The sequence below is a fragment of the Catenulispora sp. GAS73 genome (assembly GCF_041262085.1).
In the GTDB taxonomy this organism is placed as follows: Bacteria; Actinomycetota; Actinomycetes; order Streptomycetales; family Catenulisporaceae; genus Catenulispora.
In genome coordinates this window covers 96,058-119,412 of the sequence record NZ_JBGCCM010000031.1, presented here as the reverse complement: position 1 = coordinate 119,412, position 23,355 = coordinate 96,058, and the positions used below count along the sequence as shown (strand labels likewise).

Here is a 23,355-nt window from a genome sequence, read left to right as displayed (position 1 = left end):
CAGGAGCCCCCATGCCCGACGCCAGCGCCGCCCCGTCCCACGTCCTCGTCGTGACCGCGCACCCCGACGACGTCGACTTCGGCGCCGCGGGCACCGTCGCGACCTGGACCGACGCCGGGATCGAGGTCACCTACGCGATCGTGACCAGCGGCGAGGCCGGCGAGGCGTTCCCGGACACGCCGCGCTCGGAGGTGGCGGCGCTGCGCGAGGCGGAGCAGCTCGCGGCGGCCAAGTGCGTCGGCGTGACCGACGTGCGCTTCCTGCACTGGCCCGACGGCCGCCTGACGCCCTCGCTGGAGCTGCGCCGCGACATCTCGCGGGTGATCCGGCAGGTCCGCCCCGACCGGGTCCTCATCCCATCGGCCGAGCTGGACCTGGAGCGCATCTACGCCTCGCACCCCGACCACCGCGCCGTCGGCGAGGCGGCCATAGCGGCGGTCTACCCCGACGCGCGCAACCCGTGGGCGCACACCGAGCTGCTGGAGGTCGAGGGCCTGGAGCCCTGGACCGTCCCAGAGACCTGGGTGATGTCGACGAAGAACGCCGTCAAGGCCGTGGACATCACCGACGTCTTCGACCGCAAGGTGGCCGCGCTGCAGGCGCACGCCTCGCAGACCGGCGCGCACCCGGACCTGGAGGGCATGCTGCGCACCTGGGGCGAGGGCATCGCGCAGCGGCTCGGGGTGGGCGAGAACCGGATCGCCGAGGCGTTCCAGGTGGTCGACACCCGCTGAGTTCAGCAGGGTTCTGACTCGTGTACCGCTGATGGACAGCAAGCCTTCACAGCACGTCGGCGACGGCTGCCGCCACCCGCTCCGCCGCGTCGTCGGACAGCTGCGCGCCGGTCGCCGTGACGATGTAGAACACGTCGACCGCCTCGGCGCCCAACGTCGAGACGCGCGCCGAGCGCACCGAGACGCCGGTCCCGGCCAGCGCCGACGCGACGCGGTACAGCAGGCCCGGCGCGTCGCGCGCCTTGACTTCCAGCACCGTCGCCGAGGCCGAGGCGCCGGGCAGCACGGCCACGCTCGGCGCGGCGACCAGACGGTTGCGGCGTTCCCCGGCGTCCCGGCTGGCCAGCCGCGCGGCGACGTCCAGGGTGCCGGCGAGCGCCGCCCGGACGTCCTCGCGCAGCCGGTCCTGCAGCGCGGTGCTCCAGTCGGCGACGACCACCCAGCGCTGGACGTTGACGCCGTCGACGGTCTCGGTGGTGGCGGCGCGGATGGTCAGGCGGCGCAGCGCCAGCACGCCCGCGACCGCGGCGAGCAGGCCGATGCGGTCGGGCGCGGCGACGGAGACGGTCTGCTCGTCCTCAAGGGCGACGACGAGGCCGTCGGCCGCGTCGCGGCTCCGCGCGGCCAGCTCCGCCGAGCGCGCCGGATCGGAGGGCTCGGCGACCGGCGGGTCGAAGCCGAGCAGCGCGGCCTCGGCGCGGACCGTGAGGCCGCGGTAGAGGCCGGCGCGCCAGGGATTCCAGGCCGCCGGGCCGGTCGCCTTGCTGTCGGCCTCGGAGAGCGCACGCAGCAGGCGCAGCGCTTCCAAGCGCGGGCAGGGCAGCTCGGCCAGGGCGGTCAGGAGCGTGTCGAGGGTGGCCGGATCGTCGGGATCGCGCGCGGTGGCCAGATCCGGCAGCAGCAGGTGGTGCCGGACCAGGCCGCTCAGGGTACTGACATCGGCGGGGTTGAACCCGAGCGCCGGCGCCAGCGCGCCGGTCAGCTCCGCGCCGACCTCGGAGTGGTCGCCGGGCAGTCCTTTGCCGATGTCGTGCAGCAGCGCGGCGACCAGCAGCAGGTCCGGCCGGTCGACGCGGCGCGCGAGGTCGGAGGCCGCCACTACGGTCTCCAGCGTGTGCCGGTCGACGGTGTGGACGTGCAGGCTGTTGCGCTGTGGCAGGGACCTGATACGGCGCCATTCGGGCAGCAGCGCGTGCAGGATGCCGGAGCGGTCCAGCGCCTCCCAGACCGGGATCAGGCCGGACCCGGAGCCCAGGAGCGTCACGAACGCCTCGCGGGCCGGCCGGGGCCAGGGCCGCGGCAGCGGCGCGGACTCCTCGGCGAGGCGGCGCAAGGTGTTCGGTGCGAAGGAGAGTCCTGATTCGGCCGTCGCGGCGGCGGCCCGGAGCACCAGGGCCGGATCGCGCGAGGGGGCGGCGGCGCGGGCGAGGTAGGCCTCGCCGTCCTGCTCGACGACGCCGTCGGCGACCGGGCGCCGGACCGGGCGGCGCGCCGGGTTGCGGGCCGCCAGGGCCGCGTCGACCTGGCGCCAGGCGGCCTCGGCGGCGTAGGAGATGGTTCCGGCGGCCTCGGCGACGCGGCGCATCAGGAGGTCGGCGTCGGTGGTGTAGATCTCGGTGGTGTAGAGCTCTGCGAAACCCTGGCGCGGGCTGTCCGCCTTCGCCCCACGCGGATCGGCGACCGGGTCCTCGAACGAGGCGGCCACGGTCGCGTCCCCGGCCGAACCGAGGTCCGCGGCGAACAGCTCGTTGGCCTCCAGCGGCTGGGTCAGGGCTCTGTCGTCGTCGTCGCCCAGCACCCCCGCCTCCCGCAGCACGGCCGCGACCCCGTCCTGCTCCTGCAGCAGCAACCGGTCCAGCGCGCGCCCCGACACCCCGTGCAGCGCGTCCCGCACGTCCAGCAGGAACTCCCGGGCCCGCTCCGGCGCCCCGTGCGGCACGTCCACCAGCCACGTCGCCGAGATGAAGCGCAGCATCGTGGAGTCGCGCAGCCCGCCGCGCGCCTCCTTCAGATCGCCCTCCAGCCGGTACGCCAGCTCGCCGTGCCGGGCCAGCCGCGCCGCGTACTCCTCGCGCAGGTCTCCCAGGCGGCGCGGGGCGTCGCGGCGCCAGTCGGCGAACACCCCGGCGCGCACCGAGGCGACCAGGTCCGCGTCCCCGGCGACCAGGCGGGCGTCGAGCAGGCCGGCGGCCACCGCGAGATCGGTGCGGGCCAGCTCCAGCGCCTCCTCGACGGTGCGGACCGAGTGGTCCAGCTTCGCGCCCGAATCCCAGACCGGGTACCAGATCTTGTCGGCGATCCGCGCGACGTCCTGCGGGGTCAGCGAAGCCTCGTGCAGCAGCACCACGTCCAGGTCCGAGCCCGGGGAGAGCTCCTGGCGGCCGTAGCCGCCGACGGCGACCAGGGCGACGCCGGGCTCGCCGGGCAGCAGCGAGGCCAGGAACGCGTCCGCGGCGTCCGAGCGCGCACGCCGGACGGCCGGCCCGATCTGCTGATCGGGCCGGCCGTCGACTCCCTCACCCTGCGGGTCCTCGTGGTTCTCCACTACAGCGCCGGGCCTCCGCGCTCGCCGGTCCGGACCCGGACCACCTCGTCGACCGGGGTGACCCAGACCTTGCCGTCGCCGATCTTGCCGGTGACCGCGGCCTTGACGATGACGTCCACCAGGTCGGCGGCGTCCTCGTCCTCGCAGAGCACCTCCACCCGCAGCTTCGGCACCAGGTCGACGGTGTACTCCGCGCCGCGGTAGACCTCGGTGTGGCCGCGCTGCCGGCCGTAGCCGCTGGCCTCGGAGACGGTGATCCCGTGGACGCCGAACCGCTGCAGCGCGTCCTTGACCTCCTCCAGCTTGAACGGCTTGAGGATCGCCGTGATCAGCTTCATGCCTTCACACCCTCCGTGACGTCGATGTCGGCCTTGCCTGCCTTGTCGGCCTTGTCGGGCTTGGCGGTCGCGGACTCGGCCGCGGCTGCGTCACCCGCCGCGCCCAGAGCGGTGCGCAGCGAGCCGGCCAGCCGGCCCCAGTCGTACGCGGTCTCCGAGTGCTCGCTGCTGTCGATGCCCTCGACCTCGGCGTCCGCGCTGATCCGCATCCCGATGGTCTTGTTCAGGACCCAGCCCAGGATGAAGGAGACCACGAAGGAGTACCCCAGCACGATCCCGGCGCCCTCGCACTGCGCGAGCAGCTGGTCGATGCCGCCGCCGTAGAACAGGCCGGCCTTGGCACCGTTGGTGTAGCCGGAGACCATCTCCTTGGTGGCGAAGAAGCCGATCAGCACGGTGCCCAGGATGCCGCCGACCAGGTGGACGCCGACCACGTCCAAGGAGTCGTCGTAGCCCAGCTTGTTCTTCAGGTTGATCGCGTAGCAGCAGACGAAGCCGGGGATCAGACCGACGAACATGGCGCCCAGCGGCGAGACCGAGGCACAGGCCGGGGTGATCGCGACCAGGCCGGCGACCGCGCCGGAGGCCGCACCCAGCGAGGTGAACGTGCCGTGTTGGATCTTCTCGGCGATCAGCCAGCCGATCATCGCGGTACAGGTGGCGACCTGGGTGTTGATGAAGACCATCGACGCCTGGCCGTTGGCGCCGAGCGCCGAGCCGGCGTTGAAGCCGAACCAGCCGAACCACAGCAGTCCGACGCCGAGCATCACGAACGGAACGTTGTGCGGCCGCATCGGGTCCCGCCCGAAACCGACGCGCTTGCCGAGCACCAGCGCCATCGCCAGGCCCGCGGCACCGGCGTTGATGTGGACCGCGGTACCGCCGGCGAAGTCCATCACGTGCAGCTTGTAGTTGATGAAGCCGTTGGGCGAGAACACCCAGTGCGCGACCGGGAAGTAGACCAGCGTCACCCAGCCCGCCACGTAGACGGTCCAGCCGACGAACTTGGTGCGGTCGGCCAGTGACCCGGAGATCAGGGCCGGCGTGATGATCGCGAACATCAGCTGGAAGCAGACGACCGCGATGGTCGGCACCCCCGTGGCCCCGTAGAGCGACCCACCGTTGCTGGAGCCGAAGCCCTGGCCGATGTCGTGCAGGGCCCACTGGTGCAGACCGCCCCAGAAGCCGTTCCCGCTGCCGTCCCCCGAACCGACGTTGCCGAACGACACGGACCAGCCGTACAGAACCCACAGCACGGTCACCACGGCGATCGCGATGAAGTTCATCATGAGCATGTTCAGGACGCTCTTCGCGCGGACCATGCCGCCATAGAAGAACGCCAGCCCCGGTGTCATGAGCAGCACGAGTGCTGAACTCGCGAGCACCCAAGCGGTGTCACCATTGCTGAACGCGGATGGCATCGCTTCTCCCTCACCTGATTCGACGGACGATGGGAAGGAGCTTGGCGACGCACCGTTACCGGTGGCGCCGCCGAGTGTTTCGAAGTCGTGACAGATAAGGCACCCGTGTTACATCCAGGTGAACTTGTCCCGCCAGGTGGGATGAGTCTGTTACAAACCGGACATGTATCAGCTTCCTGTTACTAGCACGATATCGGCTGATCACGCCGCTGCCGGAAGGGCCGCCAGGGTGCGCTCGTGGGCCTCGCGGACCGAACGGACGTCGGGGTAGCGCGCGAACAGATTGCCGGCGGTGGTCCGCAGGCGGTCCTCGACGCGCTTGGAGCGCAGCCGCTGGACCAGCTCGGCGCCGGTCTGCAGGTAGGCCACCGCGGCCTCCGGCTCACGCTGCTGGAGTCGGACGGTCGCCATCCCGACCACGTTGAGCGCGCGGCTGCGCAGGTAGGACTCGTCGGCGGAGAGCAGTTCGACGGCGCGGTCGATGTTCTTCGCCGCCTGCTCGGTGAGCTGCGGGTAACGGTAGGCCAGGTCGCGGAAGGAGTGGCCGTTCTCGCCGTAGAGCTCGGCCTCGGTGAAGAACGCTATCCAGGAGGGTTCTCCGGTGCGGGTTCGGTCGGCGCCGTTGCCGACCCCGTTGCCGTTGCCGTCTCCCTCGCCGATGAAGTCGCCGGGGAACAGGTCCTCGGCCGCGGCGACCGCTCGGCGGCAGTTGTCGCTGTCGCCGAGGTTGGCGTAGGCCCGCGCCTCCATCGCGGCCAGCAGCGACTGCACGCGCGGGGTGGTGGTGCCGTGGCTTCCGTACTGGGCCAGGTGCACCAGCTCCAGGGCGTCCTGGGCGCGGTTTATGTGGATCATCTGGCGGGCCATGGTGGCCAGGACGTGCGCGCCGAGCGGGGTGTCGCCGGCCTCGCGGGCGGCGTGCAGGGCGAGCACGAAGTAGCGCTGGGCCGAGGGCTGCATGCCGATGTCGTAGGCCATCCAACCGGCGAGGAGCGCCAGTTCCGAGGCGGTCCGGAACAGGCGCTCCGACAGGGCCGGGGCGTAGTTGTCCCGTAACAGCTCGGTGACTTCGTGCAGCTGCCCGACCACCGCCATGCGACGCAGCCCGCCGCCGCACTGCGCGTCCCAACTCCGGAACAGGCGCGTGGTCTCCTCCAGGCGATCCATCTCCTCGGCGGTGACCCGGCCGGGCAGCCGGCCGTTCGGCGAGTGCTGCTCGGGGACCGGGCTGAGCCAGCGCTTCATCGGCTCGATCAGCGACGGGCCCGCGGACAGCGACAGCGAGGTGCCGAGGAAACCGCGGCGGTTGAGCATGAGGTCGCTGCGGGCGAAGTCGCCCAACAGCTCGATCGACCTCCGACCGGCCCACGGCAGGTCCACGCCGGAGGTGGCGGGCGGCGCCGCGGGCTCGCGCAGCCCGAGTTCGGCGTGCGTGATGACGGTGCCGAAGCGCTCGGAGAACAGCTCGACGAGGATGCGCGGGGCGGGGTCGCGGGGGTGTTCGCCGTCCAGCCAACGGCGTACCCGCGAGGTGTCGGTGGAGACGTGCGCCGCCCCCAACTGTCTCGCCCGTTTGTTGACCAGTCTCGCCAGTTCCCCCTTCGACCACCCGGAACGCTGGAACCAAGAATTGAGGAGTTCGTTGGGCGGCTTGCCGGTCATTCTTTGTTGCCCCCTGGAGATTCACGCCGGTCCGGCCGGAATGCGAAACCCTGTGTTGCAGAACGTAACCGCACCGCGACGATGCCCGCAGCCGAACGTTTTCGAACACCGGGATTCGCCAGAGTTCGCCACCTTGTCGAACCAGAAGTTGTCGGACAACACAGGTCTAACGACCATCCCGGGCGGGCAGCGTGACCCCGAGGCGTCCGTCGGCGTTGGAGGAAGCATGCGAGTGCGCCTGGGGGGCAGGGGGCCGGTACCGACACCGTGCGCCGGATCACGGCTGCCCGCAGCCTACGACCTGCTCGACGTCCCGGGCGGCGCGGGACACCGGGTGCTGCTGCAGTTGGAGCGGTTGGGGACGCCTCTGGGCCCGGTGCTGACGGTACAAGGAGCGGGGCGGGGGCTCCTGCACGGCCGGGAGGCCGGAGACGGCACCGGAAGCCGGCTGCAGTTCTTCGTGGAGGCGGGAACGACGGCGTCGTTCCTCGCGGACTTAAAGGACCTCGGCTGGGACCCGGCGGACACGGACATCCGCACCGTTGGCGTGGTACTCGCGTCCGAAACGCCGCTGCCCGCAGCCGCGAGCCCCCGCTGGGTGCGCCCGCCGGAGACCGAGCGGACGGCGGTGCTGCCGCCGGCGCGGTTGTTGTTGGGGGCGCTGGCGTACGCGTGCCGGCGAGCCGAGATGCGCCGATTCCTGCCCGCCGGAAGCCGCGCGCAGTAGCTCACAGCGCTTCGGGATCGCTCGTTCGCAGCAACTTTCGACGCTCATCACCGCCTTCCGAGCCGAACGAACCCCCCACCGCCGCGTGCGAGGATGTCTCCCATGGAGTTCCTCGTCATCGGCATCATCATCGCGGCCATAGCCATCATCGGCGCGGCCGCCCTGTTCTACCGGGCGCGGGGGCGGCGGGCGGTGGAGGCGCCGCCTGCGGCTCCGGCTGTGACGGGTGAGGCGCGGGAGGCGGCGGGCGGCGATTCCGCTACCGCCGTCGCCGAGCGGGCGCCTCCTGTTGTCGAAGCCGTACCGGTGCCTGCTGAGGCCGAGGTGGCGCCCGAGCTGGAGGTGCCCGAGCCCACCGCGGGACGGATGGTGCGGCTGCGGTCGCGGCTCTCGCGGTCGCAGGGGACGTTGGGGCAGGGCCTGCTCAAGCTGCTGAGCCGGGACAAGCTCGACGAGGCGACGTGGGAGGAGATCGAGGACACCCTGATCGCCGCCGATCTCGGGGTGGGGCCGGCGACCGAGCTCGTCGAGCGGTTGCGGACCAGTACCCGGGTGCAGGGGACGCGGACCGTCGACGAGGCCCGTACGCTGCTGCGCGGCGAGCTGATCGCGCTGATCGACCCGACGCTGGACCGGTCGCTGAAGGTGGCCAAGCACGCCGCGACCGACAGTGCGCCGGAGCGGCCCGCGGTGGCGATGGTCGTCGGGGTGAACGGCACCGGCAAGACCACCACCACCGGCAAGCTCGCGCGCGTGCTCATCGCCGACGGCTACACCGTCGTGCTCGGTGCCGCCGACACCTTCCGGGCCGCCGCCGCCGACCAGCTCCAGACCTGGGGGCAGCGTGTCGGCGCCTACACGGTGCGCGGGGCCGAGGGCGCGGATCCGGCTTCGGTGGCGTTCGAGGCCGTCAAGGAGGGCACCGCGATGGGCGTCGACACCGTGCTCATCGACACCGCCGGCCGCCTGCACACCAAGACCGGGCTGATGGACGAGCTCGGCAAGGTCAAGCGGGTCGCCGAGAAGCAGGGCAGCGTGGACGAGGTCCTGCTCGTGCTGGACGCCACCACCGGCCAGAACGGCCTGGTCCAGGCCCGGGTGTTCGCCGAGGTGGTGGACGTCACCGGCATCGTGCTCACCAAGCTCGACGGCACCGCCAAGGGCGGCATCGTGGTCGCCGTGCAGAAGGAGCTGGGCGTCCCGGTCAAGCTCGTGGGCCTCGGCGAGGGGTCGGACGACCTGGCGCCGTTCGACCCTGAGGCCTTCGTGGACGCACTGCTTCAGTAGAGCAGTAGAGGTGCAGTAGAGGTATAGACAAGCAAAGTACAGAGAAAGGGCGGCCGGAGACCCGGCCGCCCTTTCCATGTGGTCAGCGCTACTCGGTGTCCACCAAGCGCTCGATCCGCTGCACCACATCCGTCTGGAAGCAGCTGTGCATGTGCGTCAGCCCCTTGAACCCGCTCACGCTGTCCAGCACGTGCCGCGTGTTCGCGTAGATCCCCTGCAGCCGCCCGGCCGCCATCGCGATCTGCTTCAGCACCCACGTGATCTCCACCTGGGCCTGCGCCGCGACCGCCGGCGTCATCGTCCCCACCGACATCACCTCCTCGACCAGGAAGCCGCCGAGGGAGCCGATCAGCAGGTTGATCAGCCCGGCGACGGTGCCCTCGGTGAGCGCCGCCTCGCCGCGCAGGCCGCGCAGCGTCTCGGCGCTCGTGGCCAGGTTGTCCGCCAGGGTGTCGAGCTCGGCCAGGAAGTCGGCCAGCAGCGGGTAGAAGCGCTCCGCGGTCTCGCCGTCCCAGCTGCTGTGCAGGGCCGCGGCCGCCTTGCACAGGTCGGTGACCGTCTGCTGCACGTGGGTGTGCGCGTCGTCCCAGGCCTTGGCCGCCCGCTCCAGCTCGTCGGGGTCCCCGGTCAGCTTGTCCAGGAACTCGAACGGGCTGGGCAGCCCGGTGTGGTGCGAGACCCAGGCCAGCAACCGCTTCTCCAGGCCGGTGATGCCGACGAGATGGATGTGCGGGTGCGGCACGTCCAGGTGCGGGAAGTGGTGCTTGGCCAGCGCCTCCAACCGCTCCTGATCGCGCTCCCGCGCGTGCTCCGGACGCGGCTCCGGCTTCTGCCCCTCCGGCAGTGCCTCGGCCCGCGCGATGAACTCCTCGATGCTGTGGACCTCGGCGGCGGTCTCCTCGATCTGCTCGGTCAGCTCCGCGCCCGGCTCGTCCTGCATCTTGCGGCGCTGGTTGCGCACCACCAGGACGCCCAGGCCCCACATGCCGAAGATCAGGACCGCGAAGCTCAGACCCGTGATCAGCATGACCTTCACCCGTCCGCACCCCCCGCCTGCTGCTGCGGGATGGTCCGGCGCCAGGGGAAGCCGTCGGGGGTCCACTCGGTGGCCTGCGACACCGCCGGGTCCGGCCCCGCCGGATTGGCCCCGATCAGGTGCCCGGCCCGCAGCCCGGCGATGAAGTGGTCGATGACATCGCAAGCCTCGACGATGTCCTTCTCGGTCTCCGGCAGCCGCTTGTGATAGGCGTCGCGGACCTCGGTGGCCTCGAACATCTTCCCGAACGCGAAGTCGTGAACCCGGGCGCCCTCCAGCTTGCCGGGCACTTCCCGCAGCGACGCCTCCGCAGTGCGGAGCGCGGCCGCGAACGCGCCCATCGGGTCGGTCTCCTCCGTCGTCACCGTACCCCTCCCATCAGTAGGTTCGGCGCGGAGCCTACTCCGAGTTGCGGGGTTCGCAGCACCCCGCGAACACTGGTTCCCATGTATGAGATCAAGGTCGAACGCACAGATGACGGCCGCTACATCGCCACCAACGAACGCGGCGCCCGCATCGAGTTGAGCGGAGACGGCCAGGGCCCGAACTTCTCCCCCGTCGAGCTGCTTCTGGTCGCGGTGGCCGGCTGCAACATCGTCACCACCGAGCCCCTGACCGCGCAGCGCGGCCACCGGATGACGAAGCTGGCAGCGTCGGCGACCTCGGAGAAGATCGAGCGGAACAAGCTCGGGCCGGTGACCTTGAGCTACAGCGTGGAGCTGCCCGAGGGCGACGCGGACGCCGAGAAGGTGTTCCGGGACGTCGCCGAGCGCGTGGAGGAGCGGCACTGCACGGTCAGCCGCTCACTGCGCGAGGGAACGCCGGTGAACCTGGACCTGGGCCCGGACCTGGGCCCGGGCCTCGGCGAGGACTGAGAGGGCGGATTGTGGCGATTTGCGGCATACGGAACCGCCGGCTGACTACGAAACGAGCGAAACGGTCTAGGAGCAAGCATGGCTAGACAGGTGGCCTGCCGCATCCTGGTTGGCTGTAAGGGCCACCTGGCGACGCCAGGCGCCGCTCATGGGCCGTTTCGCGCCGCGAATTGTCACAATCCGCCCTCTGGGACCCGAACCGGGGACAGGCGGAGGGGATATCAGGGCTTGAGCGAGTCCGTGTGGAGGATCCGGTAGAACTGCTTGCTGTCGGCCCACCGGCCGTTGACATACAGGTGCGACCGGGACAGCCCGATCTCCTCGAACCCGCACTTCGCCAACACCCGCTGCGAGGCGACGTTCTCCACGTTCGTCCCGGCCTCGATCCGGTGCAGGTTCCAGCGCTCGCGGGCGTAGTCACACACGCCGTTCACAGCGGCGGTCGCCAGTCCCCGGCCGACCAGCTCGACGTCCACCCAGTAGCCCATCCGGGCGTTGAGAAAGATGCCCAGCTCGATGTTCGACAGGGTGAGGCTGCCGTACACCTCGCCGTCGCCGCGGTCGAAGGTCCAGCGCTCGATGTGGCCGGCACCGCGGTCCTGGTCGAGTTTCTTCAGCCGCGAGTACTGCCCCGGCTCGGTGTAGAAGTCGTCCGGGCGGATCGGGTCCCACTTCGCCAGGTGCGCGCGGTTGCGGTCGAAGGCACGGGCCAGGGCGGCGGCGTCCGTCAGTCGCATCGGTCGCAACAGCACGTCTTCGCTCAGGCGTATTTCCCCAGTGGTCATCGCAGCAGGGTAAGCCTCAGACCGTCTCGTCTTCCATTGCGTTCTCTGCCGCGGCCTGCGCGGACTCCTGCGCGGCGGCCTCCGCCGAAACCTCGGCCGCGGCCTGCGCCGGCACGACCTTCGGCGCGTCGCTTATGGCCCCGGTCTCCTTGTTGCGCAGCTTCTGGCTGATGACCGTGGTGACGCCGTCCCCGCGCATGGTGACGCCGTACAGCGCGTCGGCGACCTCCATGGTGCGCTTCTGGTGCGTGATCACGATCAGCTGCGAGGTGGCCCGCAGCTCCTCCATGATGTTGATCAGGCGGCCCAGGTTGGTGTCGTCCAGCGCCGCCTCGACCTCGTCCATGATGTAGAACGGCGAGGGCCGGGCCTTGAAGATGGACACCAGGAACGCCACGGCGGTCAGCGACCGCTCGCCGCCGGACAGCAGCGACAGGCGCTTCACCTTCTTGCCCGGCGGGCGGGCCTCGACCTCGATGCCGGTGGTCAGCATGTCCTCGGGGTCGGTGAGGATCAGCCGGCCGTCGCCGCCCGGGAACAGGCGGGAGAACACGCCCTCGAACTCGCGCGCGACGTCGGCGTAGGCCTCGGTGAAGACCTGCTCGACCCGGTCGTCGACCTCCTTGATGATGTCCAGCAGGTCCTTGCGGGTCTTCTTCAGGTCCTCCAGCTGCTCGGACAGGAACTGGTGCCGCTCCTCCAGCGCCGCGAACTCCTCCAGCGCCAGCGGGTTGACCTTGCCCAGGGCGGCGTAGTCCTTCTCCGCCTTCTTCAGCCGGCGCTGCTGCTCGGCGCGGTCGTAGGGCACCGGGATGTCGCCCTCGACGGTCGGCGGGATCGGCACCTCGGGCCCGTACTCGGCGACCAGCACGTCGGCCTCGACGCCGTGCTCGGCGAGCGCCTTCTCCTCCATCTGCTCGATGCGCATCCGGCGCTCGGCGCGGGCGACCTCGTCGCGGTGCACCGAGTCGGTGAGCTTCTCCAGCTCGCCGGACAGCTCGCGGACCCGGGCGCGCACGACCTGGATCCCGGCGTCGTGCTCGACCCGGGCCTGCTCCGCCTCCTCGCGCCGGACCTGGGCCAGCGCCAGGGACTGCTCCAGGTGCCGGATGACCTGCTCGAAGCCGTGGGCCACGGCCCGGGCGACCTCGGCCTCCTCGGCCAGCCGCTCGGCCCGCTCTATGGCCCGCTCACGGGCCTCGCGTTCCTGCTGCGCCGCGCGGTCCAGCTGGTCGGCACGGCCGGCCAGGGCGCGGGCCCGCTCCTCGGCGGTGCGCACCGCCAGGCGCGCCTCCATCTCCGCGGTGCGCGCGGCGGTGGCCTGCTGGGCGAAGTCGTCGCGGCGGCCGGTGGACAGCACGTCGTCGAGCTCTTCGGCGGCAGCCGCGACCTCTTGGGCTTCGAGCAGCTGCCCCTCCAGCTCCTCGACCTGCCCCAGGTCCCGGTCGCGCGCCTCCTCGGCCTTCTCGATCGCGGCGACGAAGCGCTCGACCTCGCTGAGCGCGGCGCGGGCCTGGCCGCCGAGCCGGCCGAGCTGCTGCGCGACGCCGGCCTTCTGGCTGTCGGCCTCGCGGCGCTGCGCCATCAGGGTGTCGACACGGGCCTTGGCGGTCTGCCGCTCGGCGGTCGCGAACTCCAGCTCGGTCCGCAGCCGCTCGGCGCGGGCCCCGGCCTCGTACAGCTTCTCGGTGGCCTCGTCGACCGCGGCCTGGACCTCCAGCAGCGTCGGCGCCGAGGACGAGCCGCCGCGCGCCGAGTCCCGGCCCAGCACGTCGCCGTCCCGGGTCACGGCCCGGACGTCCGGGATCCGCCCGATGAGCTCGGAGGCCTCCGACAGGTCCTCGACCACCGCCATCCGGTTCAGCAGCCGGGTGAAGGCCGGGCGCAGCTCCTCCTGGACCTGGATCAGGTCGATGACATAGCGGGCGTTGGCAGGCAGCTCGGGCCATTCGCCGTCGTCCGGGTAGGAGACGTCGCCGCCGACGATGACCGTGGCCTGGCCGGCGTCGTCGGCCTTCAGCAGCCGGATGGCGTTGACCGCGCTGTCCACGCTGGTCACGGCGACCGCGTCGGCCGCGGTACCGAGCGCGGCGGCGACCGCGGCCTCGGCGCCGGATTCGACGGTCAGTATCGCCGCGACGCTGCCGAGCAGGCCGGAGAGCCGGTCGGTGGCGGCCAGCAGGGCGCCGGCGCCGTCCTTGCGGTTCAGGCCGAGTTCGAGGGCTTCCTTGCGGGCCGCGAAACCGGCCTGCTCCTTCTGGGCCTCGCGCTCGGCGGCCCGCAGCTCGGTCAGCTTCTCCTCGGACTCGGACAGCGCCTGGGAGGCTTCTTCGACCTCGTCGTCGAGCCCGCCGCCGTCCGTCTCCAGGCTCTCGACCTCGGCCTTGAGCTCGTCGTACTCGCGCTGCACGCCGGCTGCCCGGCCCCGGGCCTCCTCGGCGGCGGCGCCGAGGCGGCCGATCTCGGCGTCGGCGGCGGCGGCCTTGGACCGCATCGCGCCGACCCGGCCCTCCAGCTTGGCCAGGCTCTCGCGCTGGTCGGCGGCGGCGCGCACGGAGGCGGCCAGCCGGCGCTCCTCCTGCTGCAGCGCGGTCTCGGCGTCGGTGCGCTGCATGACCGCGCCGGCCAGGGTCTCCTGCGCCTCGGCGATCTCCTCGGCGAGCTCGGCCTCCTCCTCGCGGATGCGCGCGGCCTCGGCCTGCATCTCCTCGGGGTCGCGGCCGTGCCGCTCCTCGGGGGCGGTGCGCGAGGCGTTGCGGACCCGCTCGACGGCCAACTGCGCCGAGCCGCGGTAACGCTCCTTCAGGGAGCTGAGGCGGTACCAGGTCTCCTGGGTCTGGGCCAGGTACGGGACCAGGGCCGCGCCGCGCTGTTCGAGCTCGGATTCCTGGGCCTGGGCTTCGGAGTACTCGCGCTCCAGCTGTTTGCGCCGGACCTTCATCGCCTCTTCGTCGGCGGACTCCTGCTCGAAGGCCTGGCGCATGGTGACCAGGTCGTCGGCGAGCAGCCGGAGCCGGGCGTCGCGCAGGTCGGCCTGGATGACCACGGCGCGCCGGGCCACCTCGGCCTGCCGGCCGAGCGGCTTGAGCTGGCGCCGCAGTTCTCCGGTGAGGTCGGTGAGCCGGGTCAGGTTGGCCTGCATCGCGTCCAGCTTCCGCAGCGCCTTCTCCTTGCGCTTGCGGTGCTTCAGGACGCCGGCGGCCTCCTCGATGAAGGTGCGGCGATCCTCGGCGCTGGCCTGCAGCACCGCGTCGAGCCGGCCCTGGCCGAGGATGACGTGCATCTCGCGGCCGATACCGGAGTCGGAGAGCAGCTCCTGGATGTCCAGCAGCCGGCAGGGGTCGCCGTTGATGGCGTACTCCGAGCCGCCGTTGCGGAACATGATCCGCGAGATGGTGACCTCGGAGTAGTCGATGGGGAGTGCACCGTCGCCGTTGTCGATGGTCAGCGCCACCTCGGCGCGGCCCAGCGGCGCGCGGCCGGTGGTGCCGGCGAAGATGACGTCCTCCATCTTGCCGCCGCGCAGCGACTTGGCACCCTGCTCGCCCATCACCCAGGCCAGGGCGTCCACGACGTTCGACTTGCCCGAGCCGTTGGGGCCGACCACACAGGTGATGCCCGGTTCCAGGCGCAGGGTGGTGGCCGAGGCGAAGGACTTGAAGCCGCGCAGGGTCAGGGTCTTCAGGTACACGTGCGGCGACACTCTCCTGCGCTGCCCGGCCGGCGGGCCTGGTTAGGGGTCCGGTAGTAGATGCTTCGCCAGTTCACAAGCCCGGCGACGCTACTCGGAGCGTACCCCCTCCAATGCAAGGGACGCCGGAGGTCGCTCCAACGTCCCTTTAGTGGAGATGCCGCTGATGGGACCGGCTTTCGCCGATCAGCGGGTCAGAGCGGGTTCCCGCTCCAGCTCGCTGAACTCGGAGTCCAGCCCGGTCGAGCTGTACTTCGAAGCGGCCAGCGCCGCGTTCTCGTCCTCGAGGCGGGACACATACGCCTCCAGGTCGACGACGCGCTGCTTGAGCCGCCTCATCTCGGAAACCATGCGGTGGTCCACCGCAGCGACATGCCCGAGAAGCGCCTTAGCCATAGTGAGGGTCCTTCACGATGAGTGTCTGGCGTCTTCGCCAGAACCTCTGTAGGTGTCAACCTGCCAGACAAGGTGGTGCCGTGGTCGCGCACCGGCTGCGGGGTGGCAGCGTCGGAAGCGTTATGAATCAGCGATGACCCCGGCGTTTAGCCGGTTTCACCACAGGGCATACCGCGCCGACAAAAAGGAGTGCGCGACTACCAGGGTCGCACCGAATGGGGTCTTGGGTCAACACGAAGGCAGGCACCGCAAAGCGGACCGCGCGGGCCGTGAGGCCACTCGATCACTTCGGGCACCCGGCCGTCAAGCTTTATCCGTGCCGGATCCGCCTTATCCGGAGCGGGAATTCACCCTGGAGAGGTCACTCACGAGGTCCGGGACGGCAAGGGTCCGCAAAGGTTTACCCAAGTCACTCGAACGGACTAAAAGCCCTTTGTAGCTTGGCGATATGGCCTCAGTGCTTGACGCCGGAGAGCGGTACGACCGCCCCCGCCGCCCCACCAGCCACCGCCGCCGGGCGCCGCGCCGGCACCGGGGGCTGCGCCGCCCGGTGATCACCGCGGTGGTCGGCGGGCTGGCGATCGTGACGCCCTTGATACTGCGCCCGCACGTCGACACCGAGGTCGCGCTCGGGCCGGGGAGTTCGGCGCCGGTCGTCCCGCCGCCGGCGTCCTCCAGCGGGAGTACGCCGGGCCCGATGCCGTCCGCGGACGCCTCAAGCCTCAGCGGCAGCCGCGGCGCCTCGCCGGTGTCCCGGGACGCGACCCGCTCCTCGTCGCCGCCGGCGCCCTCACGGACCGTGACCACCACCACGACGGCGACCTCGCCGGCGATCACCAAAGGGGCCTCCGCCGGGAACGGCGCGCCGACGGCGCAGATCTCCTCCGACCAGGCGGCGGCGTACGAGGCCGAGGTGGTCACGCTGACCAACGACCAGCGCGCGGCACACGGCTGCCCGGCGCTGCGCGACGATCCCCGGCTGCGCGCGGCGGCGATCGGGCACAGCGTCGACATGCGGGCCCGGAACTATTTCGCCCACAACACCCCGGACGGCGTCACGCCGTGGACCCGCATCGAGGCCCGGGGATACTCAGATCCCTCAGCTGAGAACATAGCGATGGGCCAGCAGACGCCGCAGTCGGTCGTCGACGCCTGGATGAACTCCCCGGGGCACCGCGCCAACATCCTGAACTGCTCGTCCAAGGCCATCGGGGTGGGGGTGCAGTTCGGTCCGGGCGGGCCGTGGTGGACCCAGGACTTCGGCTATTCCTGAGCCGTCGCCGATAGGCAGATCCTGCCCCGGAATTCCTGGCCGGACCTCGAATTCTCTTACGCCCCACCCGCCCCGGCGGTAGCATCTGGTGACTTCGGCGCCGGCGGGACAAGGGGGATATCAGTATATGGACATACGCACCTGGCAGGAGGCCGGCGTCCGGGCCGGCGCCTACAGCGCGCGCCATCGGGCCCGCAGCCCGTTCAGCCCGCTGCGGCCGACACCGATCGCCATCGGCAGCCTGTCCACGGCGGCCATCGCCGCGTTCGCCTTCGTCGCGCCGGGGATCCTGCACAGCCCGGCCGGATCGACCTCGACCGTCCTGGACGGCGCGCCGAACCGCATGGCTCCGCTGTCCCCGGGCGGCGGCGGCAACGCGGCGCCGGGGTACGTGAACGTCACCTCCCCGACGACGTCGGCGACCTCGGACTCCCCCGCCGCGCCGAGCAGCACGGCGACCTCCTCCGCCGCGCCCACGACGAGCTCGACCAGCCCGTCGCCGTACACGGTGCACACGCCGACCATGTCGTCCTCCGCGCCGCGGCCCTCGCAGCCGCCGCCGAGCCAGTCGCAGCCGCCGCCGTCCGGCCCGACCTCGCCGAGCCAGTCCCCGACGACGCCGACCACCGCGCCGACCTCGCCGACCACGCCGCCTCCGACCACTCCGACGGCGCCGCCGACCACCGTGAGCACGACCGCGCCTTTCAACTCCTCGGCCGCGGTCTCCTCGGCTCTGAACGAGATCAGCGGCGCGCGCTCGCAGCAGGGCATAGACCTGCTGAGCACCGACTCGCTGCTGGCCAAGCTCGCGCGGGTGCACTCCACCGACATGGCGCACACCGGCGACTTCAGCCACATCGGCTCCGACGGCTCGGACCCCTTCCGCCGCGCCGCGAACCTGGGCTGTTACACGCTCTCGCAGGAGCTCATCGCGCACGGCAAGCCCGGGGACGACGTCATCGGGGCACTGATGCGGGACCCGTCCTCGCGGCGGGCGCTGCTGTCGTTCTGGAACAGCTCGATCGGCGTCTCGGCGCAGCTGGACCCGGCGACCGGGGACGTGTACTGGTCGATCGAGCTCGGCTGGGGATAGCCCGCACCTCTTCCGAAGTTCACTCGCAGAGCGGACAAAACGTGCTGCCGCACGGCCTCGGTCGTTGAACCAAGGCGTGCGTAAACCAAGGATCGAAGATCTCCGTCCGTCCCGGCTCCCGGCGACCGTCCTCGCGGCGGCCGTCGGCGCGGGTTCGACGGTGTTGCTCATGCTGCGCCTGTTCGTGCCGCGGCCGGTCGGGGTGGCCGACAACTACGACGGTGTCCGGTTGATGTGCCACCTCGGCGTGGACGTGCGGCTGCCGCGGAACACGCCCCGGCTGCGCGACTACGTGTACTACCGCTACGACCACCTCGCGCACTTCAGCTGCCAGCGGCACGCGCTCGGCACGATCCGGCTGCCGGACGTGCCCTATCGCAGCAGCCAGTTGCTGGTGCTGTACGCCGCGCGGGGGCTCACGCGGGTGCTCGGGCTGCCGGGCTACCTGGACCTGCGGGCTGTGGGGATCGTGTGCTGTCTGCTGATCGGCGCGGCCGTGGGGCTGCTGTACCGGGTCGCGACGCTGCGGCACCGGTACCGGCTGCTGGTGTGCGCCGCGGTGGTGGCGGTCGTCGCGGACACGGTGTTCATCGACTACGCGGTCTCGCCGTTCAGCGAGATCGCGTCGGTCATCGGGCTGCTGTACGTCGCGGTCGGCGTGCTGATGCTGGCCGGGCCGAGCCGGCGGCGGCGGTTGGCGGGGATCGCGGTGACCGGGGCGTCCGGGCTGTTCCTGGCCACCGCCAAGACGCAGAACGTGCCAGCGGTGCTGCCGCTGGCGTTGGTTCTGCTGGCTCCGGCGGTGCCGGTGGCGGTACCGGAGCGCCTGGCCCGGCTCGCCGGGCTGGCCGACGCGCTGCGGCTGCACGGCCTGGACCGGCGGCTGCGGCACCGGCTGACCGGCCTGGTGGCCGTGGTCGTGATGGCGGCCGGGGCGTTCGCGGTGTCCGGCAACGAGGACAAGCGGACGGCCCAGCTGACCGAGGCCAACTTCGTGAGCGTCACGCTGCTGCCGACCTCGGCGCATCCGCAGCGGGACCTCGCGGAGTTCGGGGCGCCGGCGTGGCTCGCGCAGTACGCCGGGGCGCCGCCGTGGTGCGCGCCGACCGCGTTGCAGGACAGTGCCGGGTATCAGAAGTTCACCAAAAGCCTGTCGCACCAGCGGATCCTCGGCTTCTTCCTGAACCACCCGACGCGACTGCTGCCGGTGCTGGACACGGTCGCAGGGTACTTCTACGAGCCCCGGCCGACCGCGACGCTGTGCGGCGTCGGGCCGCACGGTACGCAGGTCATGGTCCTGCCGCGGCTGGGGAACTACACCCACCTCGGCCACACGCCGCGCGGCCTGCAGGACCACCGCTGGTCGCCGGTGACCGATGCGCTGGGGCTGCTGCGGGGCTTCGGTATGGGGACGCTGCTCCTGCTGTGGTTGATTCCGGCGGCCGCTGTGACCGCGGTGCGGCGCAGGAGGGCTCTACGGGGCGTCGGGGCGCTGCTCGGGCTGCTGCTGACGGTCGCGGTGACGCAGTTCGGGGCCTCGGCGTTCGCCGACGGGATCGACACCGCGAAGCATCTGGACCTCGCGGTGCTGGCGACGGCGCTGGCGTGGGTGTTCGCGGCGGTGGAGGTGCTGGCGGCGCTCACGGCGCGCGGTGCGCGGGACGAGGCCGGAGTCGCCAGCATCCCGCGCCCGGCTTCGCAGCCGGAGTCCGAGCCGGTGCGCTGAACGACAAACGGCGATGCCGCGGGTCCATTCGGATCCCGCGGCATCGCCAACGTCGTTCTGGGAGTGCGTCAGACCTTCTGGTCGGACTGCGCCTGCGTCTGCTCGACCCGGCGGCGCGGCAGGATCGGCGCGTCTCGGCCGGTGCCCGAGGTGCCGGCCGGCTTCTGCTCCGAGCCCTCCTCGTGGTACTCCTCCTCGACGTTCACCGACCACACGTCGTGCGTGGTGCCGGCGGCGATGTTCTCGGCGGTGAGCATCGCCGTCATCATCGAGTGGTCCTGGTTGTTGTAGCGGTGCATACCGTTGCGGCCGACCGGGTGCACGTTCGGCACCTCGCGCGCCAGCCACTCGCGGATCACCTCGACGTTGCCGCGGTAGTACTCGTCGTAGACCGGGTACGCCTTCGGCATCCGGACCACGTAGCCCTCCTCGACGGCGTCCGAGGACACCAGGCCGAGGGCTTCGAGCTCCTGCGCGCCCTGCTTGATCAGGACGTCGTCGGCGGCCTCCCACAGGTCGTCGCCCTCGGAGACGAAGTACTCCAGGCCCAGGCAGGTGCGCCCTTCCTTGACCAGGTACGGCGACCAGGAGCCGAAGTTCTGGATCCGGCCGACGCGCACGCCGGGGGTGTGGATGTAGATCCAGTTGTCAGGGAAGCCGGCGGACTCCGGCACCACCAGCGCGACGGTGAGGAAGTCGCGGTAGCGCAGGTCGTCGGCGGCGGCCAGGACCTCGGCCGGGGCCGGCGGGTCCATGGCGCGCACCAGGGCGGAGATCGGCATCGAGGACACGACGTGGTCGGCCGGGACGGTGCGCTCGCCGTCGGCGTCCTTCACGGTCACGGCGACGGCGCCGCCCTCGGCCCGGTGCACCGTCTTGACCCAGGTGTTCATCACGACCGAGCCGCCGCCGTCGGCGACCAGGTCGCGGCAGCGCTCCCACATCATGCCGGGGCCGTACTTCGGGTACTGGAACTGCTCGATCAGGCTGGTGATCTGCTTCTGGTTCCGCTTCGGGGCCAGCGCGTTGGCGACCGCCTTGAACAGCGACAGGTTCTTGATGCGCTGGGCGGCCCAGTCGGCCTCGATCTCGTTGGCCGGCATGCCCCACACCTTCTCGGTGTAGGTCTTGAAGAAGATCGAGTAGAGCCGGAAGCCGAAGCGCGCGGCGACCCAGCCCTCGAACTTGGTCTGGTCCTTCGGCGGCTTGATCTGCGCCCACATGTAGGAGCCGACGCAGCGCGCGGCCTCGACCAGGCCCAGGCCGGACAGCGCGTTGCCGGCCTTGAGCGGGTAGTCGAACAGCTTGCCGCGGTAGTGGATGCGGCTCATGCGCGGCCGCATCAGGAAGTCCTCGTCGGGCAGGATCTCGTGCCACAGCGCCTCGACCGGCCCGGCCTTGGTGAAGAAGCGGTGGCCGCCGATGTCGAAGCGCCATCCGCCGCGCTCCACGGTCCGGCTGATGCCGCCGACCACGTCGTCGGCCTCGAAGACCGACGGCCGCACGCCGGACTTGACCAGCTGGTAGGCGGCGGTCAGCCCGGCCGGCCCGGCTCCGATGACGACGACGGCGGGCGCGTCGGGCGCGCCCTGTCCGGATTCTGGCGCTTGCGAAGAGATTGTTGACACGACGCACCAACGATCCGAAAGGCGCCGAGTAACGCGTATTACGCCAATAGGTGATGGAACTAGGAGTTTGCCGGCTCTCGTACCACCTGCGGTTCGGCCGGCGCCCCGGCGGCCGCGGGGACGGTGGTCGGAACCGCGGCCGGGACCGTCCTCGCCACAGGCGCGGAGGGCGCCTCGACGACGGGCGTCTCGGCGGCGGTGGCGGCCCACACCACGGCGATCAACACGACCGCCCCGAGCCCCGCGACGACCAGCACAGCGAGCGAACCGACGGCCGGATGCCAGGAGCCCGCGAGCGGGTCCACCGGGGCGTGGGGCCCGGCCTGCACGCGCGACATCTCCACGGCGAGCACCCAGAGCTGGCAGAACGCGGCGCCGACAGCGACCAGGCGCGGAATCCGGCGCCGCAGCACCGGCGGCAGCTCCGTGGCCGGACCGGACGCCAGCAGCACGGCCGTACCGGCCAGCCCCGGCAGGAAGTAGCGGCCGTACTGGGACCAGCCGAGCGTGCCGAGGTACTTGATCTCCAGCACGACGGTGATGCCGAGCGACGCCGCCGCGACCCCAAGCGCCACGGCCACCACACGCCGGCTCCGCAGCATCGCCAACGGGATCAGCACCACAGCCGCGAGAGCAGCCCACAGCATCGGAGCCCACGAGGCGGGCACATCGAGCGCGAACGCCTCGGAGAACCAGCCGCCGACCCGGTTCACGACGATCACCCGCAGCAGGGTGCTGACGCGATGATCGGCGGGGTGCACGGCGATGAGGGTGTGGGTGACCTTGGAGTTGCCGGACACCACGTTCCACGCCACCGCCGCCACCCCGACGACGAACCACGCGGCGGCGACTCGGCGGACCGCACGCCAGCGGAGCAGCTCCCCGACCCGGCCACGCTCGGCCGCCAGCAACGAGCCGCCGACGGCCAGCGCGAACCAGAACGGGCCCTCGGCACGGACGGTGAGGACGACGACGCCGGAGATCGCGGCGAGGGCGAGGAGGGCGGGCTGGGAGACGGCTGCGGCGCCGGAATCCACGCGCATCGCCTGGCGGACCCGCTGCGGCATAGCGCCCAGGGACAACCGGGCCGCAGATCCGTGCTCGGAGGTCGGCACAGTAGACCTCGACTCGGCTGATGACCCGGTGGCAGAAACTCCGCGCGACCGCCGCCACTGCAATGCACCGACCGACAACCGACGGGCCGCAGACCCCGACACCGCCGAAGCCTGTTCGCCCGCGCGCACCATAGCGCCGGTCTCAGCCGCCGGCGCCGCCGAGGCCGCCCGCCGCCAATGCAGCCTTCCAGCTGGCGATTTTCCCGCCGCCGAGGCCAGTTCGGTCTGAGTCGCCGGCACCGCCCCGGCCACTCCGCGCCGCCACTCCGCCGCACTGCCCAGCGAAGCGCGCAGCGCCGCCCCCGGCCGCGCCAGGTCGACCATGCACACCCACAGCAGCAGCGCCGCCGAGATCTCGATCCCGTTCGGGTTCACCGTCGAGTTCAGCGCGATCGTCGTCGGGGTCAGGACCGTCAGCAGCGCGGCCAGCAGGAGCGGGCGCCGGGTCCGCAGGGCCACCATCGCGGCAGCCGCCACGAAGGCCGAGGCCAGCAGTGCCGCGAGGATGCGGCTCAGCAGGATGCCGGTCATGGTCGGCCAGAAGCGCAGGGGGCCGCCGACCGCGAGGTAGTAGAGCGGGTTGTAGCGCCCCACCCAGGAGACCACGCGCACCTTCGCGTGCGTCGTCGGAGCCGGGTGCTGGCAGTTCGCTGCGCGGGCGACCCAGCTTTCGTCCTGGTGGTAGTTCGGGAAGTAGACGCACAGGGCGTTCGGCGGCAGCAAGCTCTTGGGGACCTCGAAGGCTGCTCCCGGGCGGTGCACCAGCGGGTCCTCGCCCTGCGGTGCCAGCAGCTGGCCGGTCACCGCTCCGTAGGCGCGCTCCAGGTGCTGGCGCTCGTCGGTGGTGCCGTCCGGCGGCATCGCCAGGGACCAGGCGACGGCCAGCAACGCGAACGCCGCGAAGGCCGACAGCCAGGTGCGGCGGACGAAGGCTAGGCGGGACTGGCGTTTGAAGGCCTGGCGCTGCCGCGCGGGCACGGTCCGGGACACGGGTCAGCCTCCTGTGACGGGCGTGAACGGGCG

General features: G+C 71.5%; 19 protein-coding genes. 7 read left to right on the top strand and 12 right to left on the bottom strand.

The window, feature by feature from the left end; translation table 11 throughout:
- Nucleotides 1-11: 11 nt before the first annotated feature.
- Nucleotides 12-734, top strand: a complete 723-nt coding sequence (locus ABH935_RS37305) for a PIG-L deacetylase family protein (RefSeq protein ID WP_370382684.1) — start codon at nt 12-14, stop codon at nt 732-734.
- Nucleotides 735-780: 46 nt separating this feature from the next.
- Here the strand turns inward: ABH935_RS37305 and ABH935_RS37300 are convergent, their stop codons facing one another.
- The 4 genes from ABH935_RS37300 to ABH935_RS37285 form a co-directional block, all read right to left on the bottom strand.
- Complete coding sequence (locus ABH935_RS37300; RefSeq protein WP_370382683.1) at nt 781-3,279, bottom strand: ACT domain-containing protein; 2,499 nt, start codon at nt 3,277-3,279, stop codon at nt 781-783.
- Nucleotides 3,279-3,617 carry a P-II family nitrogen regulator gene (locus tag ABH935_RS37295; protein WP_194913131.1) on the bottom strand — a complete coding sequence of 113 codons (339 nt, stop codon included), beginning with the start codon at nt 3,615-3,617 and terminating at the stop codon, nt 3,279-3,281. The genes ABH935_RS37300 and ABH935_RS37295 overlap by 1 nt, the downstream gene beginning before the upstream one ends.
- On the bottom strand, nt 3,614-5,038 hold the full coding sequence (locus ABH935_RS37290) for an ammonium transporter (protein ID WP_370382682.1): 1,425 nt from the start codon (nt 5,036-5,038) through the stop codon (nt 3,614-3,616). The genes ABH935_RS37295 and ABH935_RS37290 overlap by 4 nt, the downstream gene beginning before the upstream one ends.
- 201 nt (nt 5,039-5,239) lie before the next feature.
- The gene (locus ABH935_RS37285; RefSeq protein WP_370382681.1) at nt 5,240-6,700 is read right to left on the bottom strand and encodes a hypothetical protein; all 1,461 of its coding nucleotides are present in this window, start codon (nt 6,698-6,700) and stop codon (nt 5,240-5,242) included.
- Between the two features lie 226 nt (nt 6,701-6,926).
- On the opposite strand from ABH935_RS37285, the gene ABH935_RS37280 reads away from it, so the two are divergent.
- Both ABH935_RS37280 and ftsY read left to right on the top strand, forming a co-directional pair.
- Entirely contained in the window at nt 6,927-7,427 is a 501-nt protein-coding gene (locus ABH935_RS37280; protein ID WP_370382680.1) for a hypothetical protein, read from the top strand.
- A gap of 102 nt (nt 7,428-7,529) precedes the next feature.
- Nucleotides 7,530-8,714, top strand: coding sequence for a signal recognition particle-docking protein FtsY (gene ftsY / locus ABH935_RS37275; protein WP_370382679.1), 1,185 nt, complete (start codon nt 7,530-7,532; stop codon nt 8,712-8,714).
- 88 nt (nt 8,715-8,802) lie between these two features.
- On the opposite strand, the gene ABH935_RS37270 is transcribed toward ftsY, so the two are convergent.
- On the bottom strand, nt 8,803-9,741 hold the full coding sequence (locus ABH935_RS37270; protein ID WP_370382678.1) for a WXG100 family type VII secretion target: 939 nt from the start codon (nt 9,739-9,741) through the stop codon (nt 8,803-8,805).
- 5 nt (nt 9,742-9,746) lie between these two features.
- A complete protein-coding gene (locus ABH935_RS37265; RefSeq protein WP_370382677.1) occupies nt 9,747-10,115 on the bottom strand; it encodes a hypothetical protein in 369 nt (122 codons plus the stop codon).
- An 81-nt stretch (nt 10,116-10,196) separates the two neighbouring features.
- On the opposite strand from ABH935_RS37265, the gene ABH935_RS37260 reads away from it, so the two are divergent.
- A complete protein-coding gene (locus ABH935_RS37260) occupies nt 10,197-10,625 on the top strand; it encodes an OsmC family protein (RefSeq protein WP_370382676.1) in 429 nt (142 codons plus the stop codon).
- A 221-nt stretch (nt 10,626-10,846) separates the two neighbouring features.
- Here ABH935_RS37260 and ABH935_RS37255 read toward each other — a convergent pair whose 3' ends face one another.
- The 3 genes from ABH935_RS37255 to ABH935_RS37245 form a co-directional block, all read right to left on the bottom strand.
- Nucleotides 10,847-11,410: a GNAT family N-acetyltransferase gene (locus ABH935_RS37255; RefSeq protein WP_370382675.1), complete on the bottom strand. Its 564-nt coding sequence runs from the start codon at nt 11,408-11,410 to the stop codon at nt 10,847-10,849.
- 16 nt (nt 11,411-11,426) lie between these two features.
- Nucleotides 11,427-15,101 (bottom strand): chromosome segregation protein SMC, encoded by a 3,675-nt coding sequence (gene smc / locus ABH935_RS37250; RefSeq protein WP_370382674.1) that lies wholly within the window; start codon nt 15,099-15,101, stop codon nt 11,427-11,429.
- A gap of 186 nt (nt 15,102-15,287) precedes the next feature.
- A complete protein-coding gene (locus ABH935_RS37245) occupies nt 15,288-15,497 on the bottom strand; it encodes a hypothetical protein (RefSeq protein ID WP_194913159.1) in 210 nt (69 codons plus the stop codon).
- 448 nt (nt 15,498-15,945) lie between these two features.
- On the opposite strand from ABH935_RS37245, the gene ABH935_RS37240 reads away from it, so the two are divergent.
- Nucleotides 15,946-16,770 carry a CAP domain-containing protein gene (locus tag ABH935_RS37240; RefSeq protein ID WP_370382673.1) on the top strand — a complete coding sequence of 275 codons (825 nt, stop codon included), beginning with the start codon at nt 15,946-15,948 and terminating at the stop codon, nt 16,768-16,770.
- Nucleotides 16,771-16,941: 171 nt separating this feature from the next.
- On the opposite strand, the gene ABH935_RS37235 is transcribed toward ABH935_RS37240, so the two are convergent.
- Nucleotides 16,942-17,463: a hypothetical protein gene (locus ABH935_RS37235; protein WP_370382672.1), complete on the bottom strand. Its 522-nt coding sequence runs from the start codon at nt 17,461-17,463 to the stop codon at nt 16,942-16,944.
- Here ABH935_RS37235 and ABH935_RS37230 point away from each other — a divergent pair.
- Together ABH935_RS37230 and ABH935_RS37225 are read left to right on the top strand one after the other, a co-directional pair.
- A complete protein-coding gene (locus ABH935_RS37230) occupies nt 17,456-17,863 on the top strand; it encodes a CAP domain-containing protein (RefSeq protein ID WP_370382671.1) in 408 nt (135 codons plus the stop codon). The two genes, ABH935_RS37235 and ABH935_RS37230, sit on opposite strands and share 8 nt — an antisense overlap.
- 76 nt (nt 17,864-17,939) lie before the next feature.
- Complete coding sequence (locus ABH935_RS37225) at nt 17,940-19,589, top strand: hypothetical protein (RefSeq protein ID WP_370382670.1); 1,650 nt, start codon at nt 17,940-17,942, stop codon at nt 19,587-19,589.
- A 68-nt stretch (nt 19,590-19,657) separates the two neighbouring features.
- Here ABH935_RS37225 and ABH935_RS37220 read toward each other — a convergent pair whose 3' ends face one another.
- Nucleotides 19,658-21,217, bottom strand: coding sequence for an NAD(P)/FAD-dependent oxidoreductase (locus ABH935_RS37220; protein WP_370382669.1), 1,560 nt, complete (start codon nt 21,215-21,217; stop codon nt 19,658-19,660).
- Nucleotides 21,218-21,276: 59 nt separating this feature from the next.
- Nucleotides 21,277-23,322 carry a DUF2142 domain-containing protein gene (locus ABH935_RS37215; RefSeq protein WP_370382668.1) on the bottom strand — a complete coding sequence of 682 codons (2,046 nt, stop codon included), beginning with the start codon at nt 23,320-23,322 and terminating at the stop codon, nt 21,277-21,279.
- Nucleotides 23,323-23,355: the final 33 nt, after the last annotated feature.

Bases quoted from the DNA above. Each gene is read 5' to 3' on its own strand.
- ABH935_RS37305 (WP_370382684.1), top strand. From the start codon at position 12: ATGCCCGACGCCAGCGCCGCCCCGTCCCACGTCCTCGTCGTGACCGCG.
- ABH935_RS37280 (WP_370382680.1), top strand. From the start codon at position 6,927: ATGCGAGTGCGCCTGGGGGGCAGGGGGCCGGTACCGACACCGTGCGCC.
- ABH935_RS37290 (WP_370382682.1), bottom strand. From the start codon at position 5,038: ATGCCATCCGCGTTCAGCAATGGTGACACCGCTTGGGTGCTCGCGAGT.
- ABH935_RS37245 (WP_194913159.1), bottom strand. From the start codon at position 15,497: ATGGCTAAGGCGCTTCTCGGGCATGTCGCTGCGGTGGACCACCGCATG.
- ABH935_RS37260 (WP_370382676.1), top strand. From the start codon at position 10,197: ATGTATGAGATCAAGGTCGAACGCACAGATGACGGCCGCTACATCGCC.
- ftsY (WP_370382679.1), top strand. From the start codon at position 7,530: ATGGAGTTCCTCGTCATCGGCATCATCATCGCGGCCATAGCCATCATC.
- ABH935_RS37240 (WP_370382673.1), top strand. From the start codon at position 15,946: ATGGCCTCAGTGCTTGACGCCGGAGAGCGGTACGACCGCCCCCGCCGC.
- ABH935_RS37295 (WP_194913131.1), bottom strand. From the start codon at position 3,617: ATGAAGCTGATCACGGCGATCCTCAAGCCGTTCAAGCTGGAGGAGGTC.
- ABH935_RS37285 (WP_370382681.1), bottom strand. From the start codon at position 6,700: ATGACCGGCAAGCCGCCCAACGAACTCCTCAATTCTTGGTTCCAGCGT.
- ABH935_RS37270 (WP_370382678.1), bottom strand. From the start codon at position 9,741: ATGCTGATCACGGGTCTGAGCTTCGCGGTCCTGATCTTCGGCATGTGG.
- ABH935_RS37255 (WP_370382675.1), bottom strand. From the start codon at position 11,410: ATGACCACTGGGGAAATACGCCTGAGCGAAGACGTGCTGTTGCGACCG.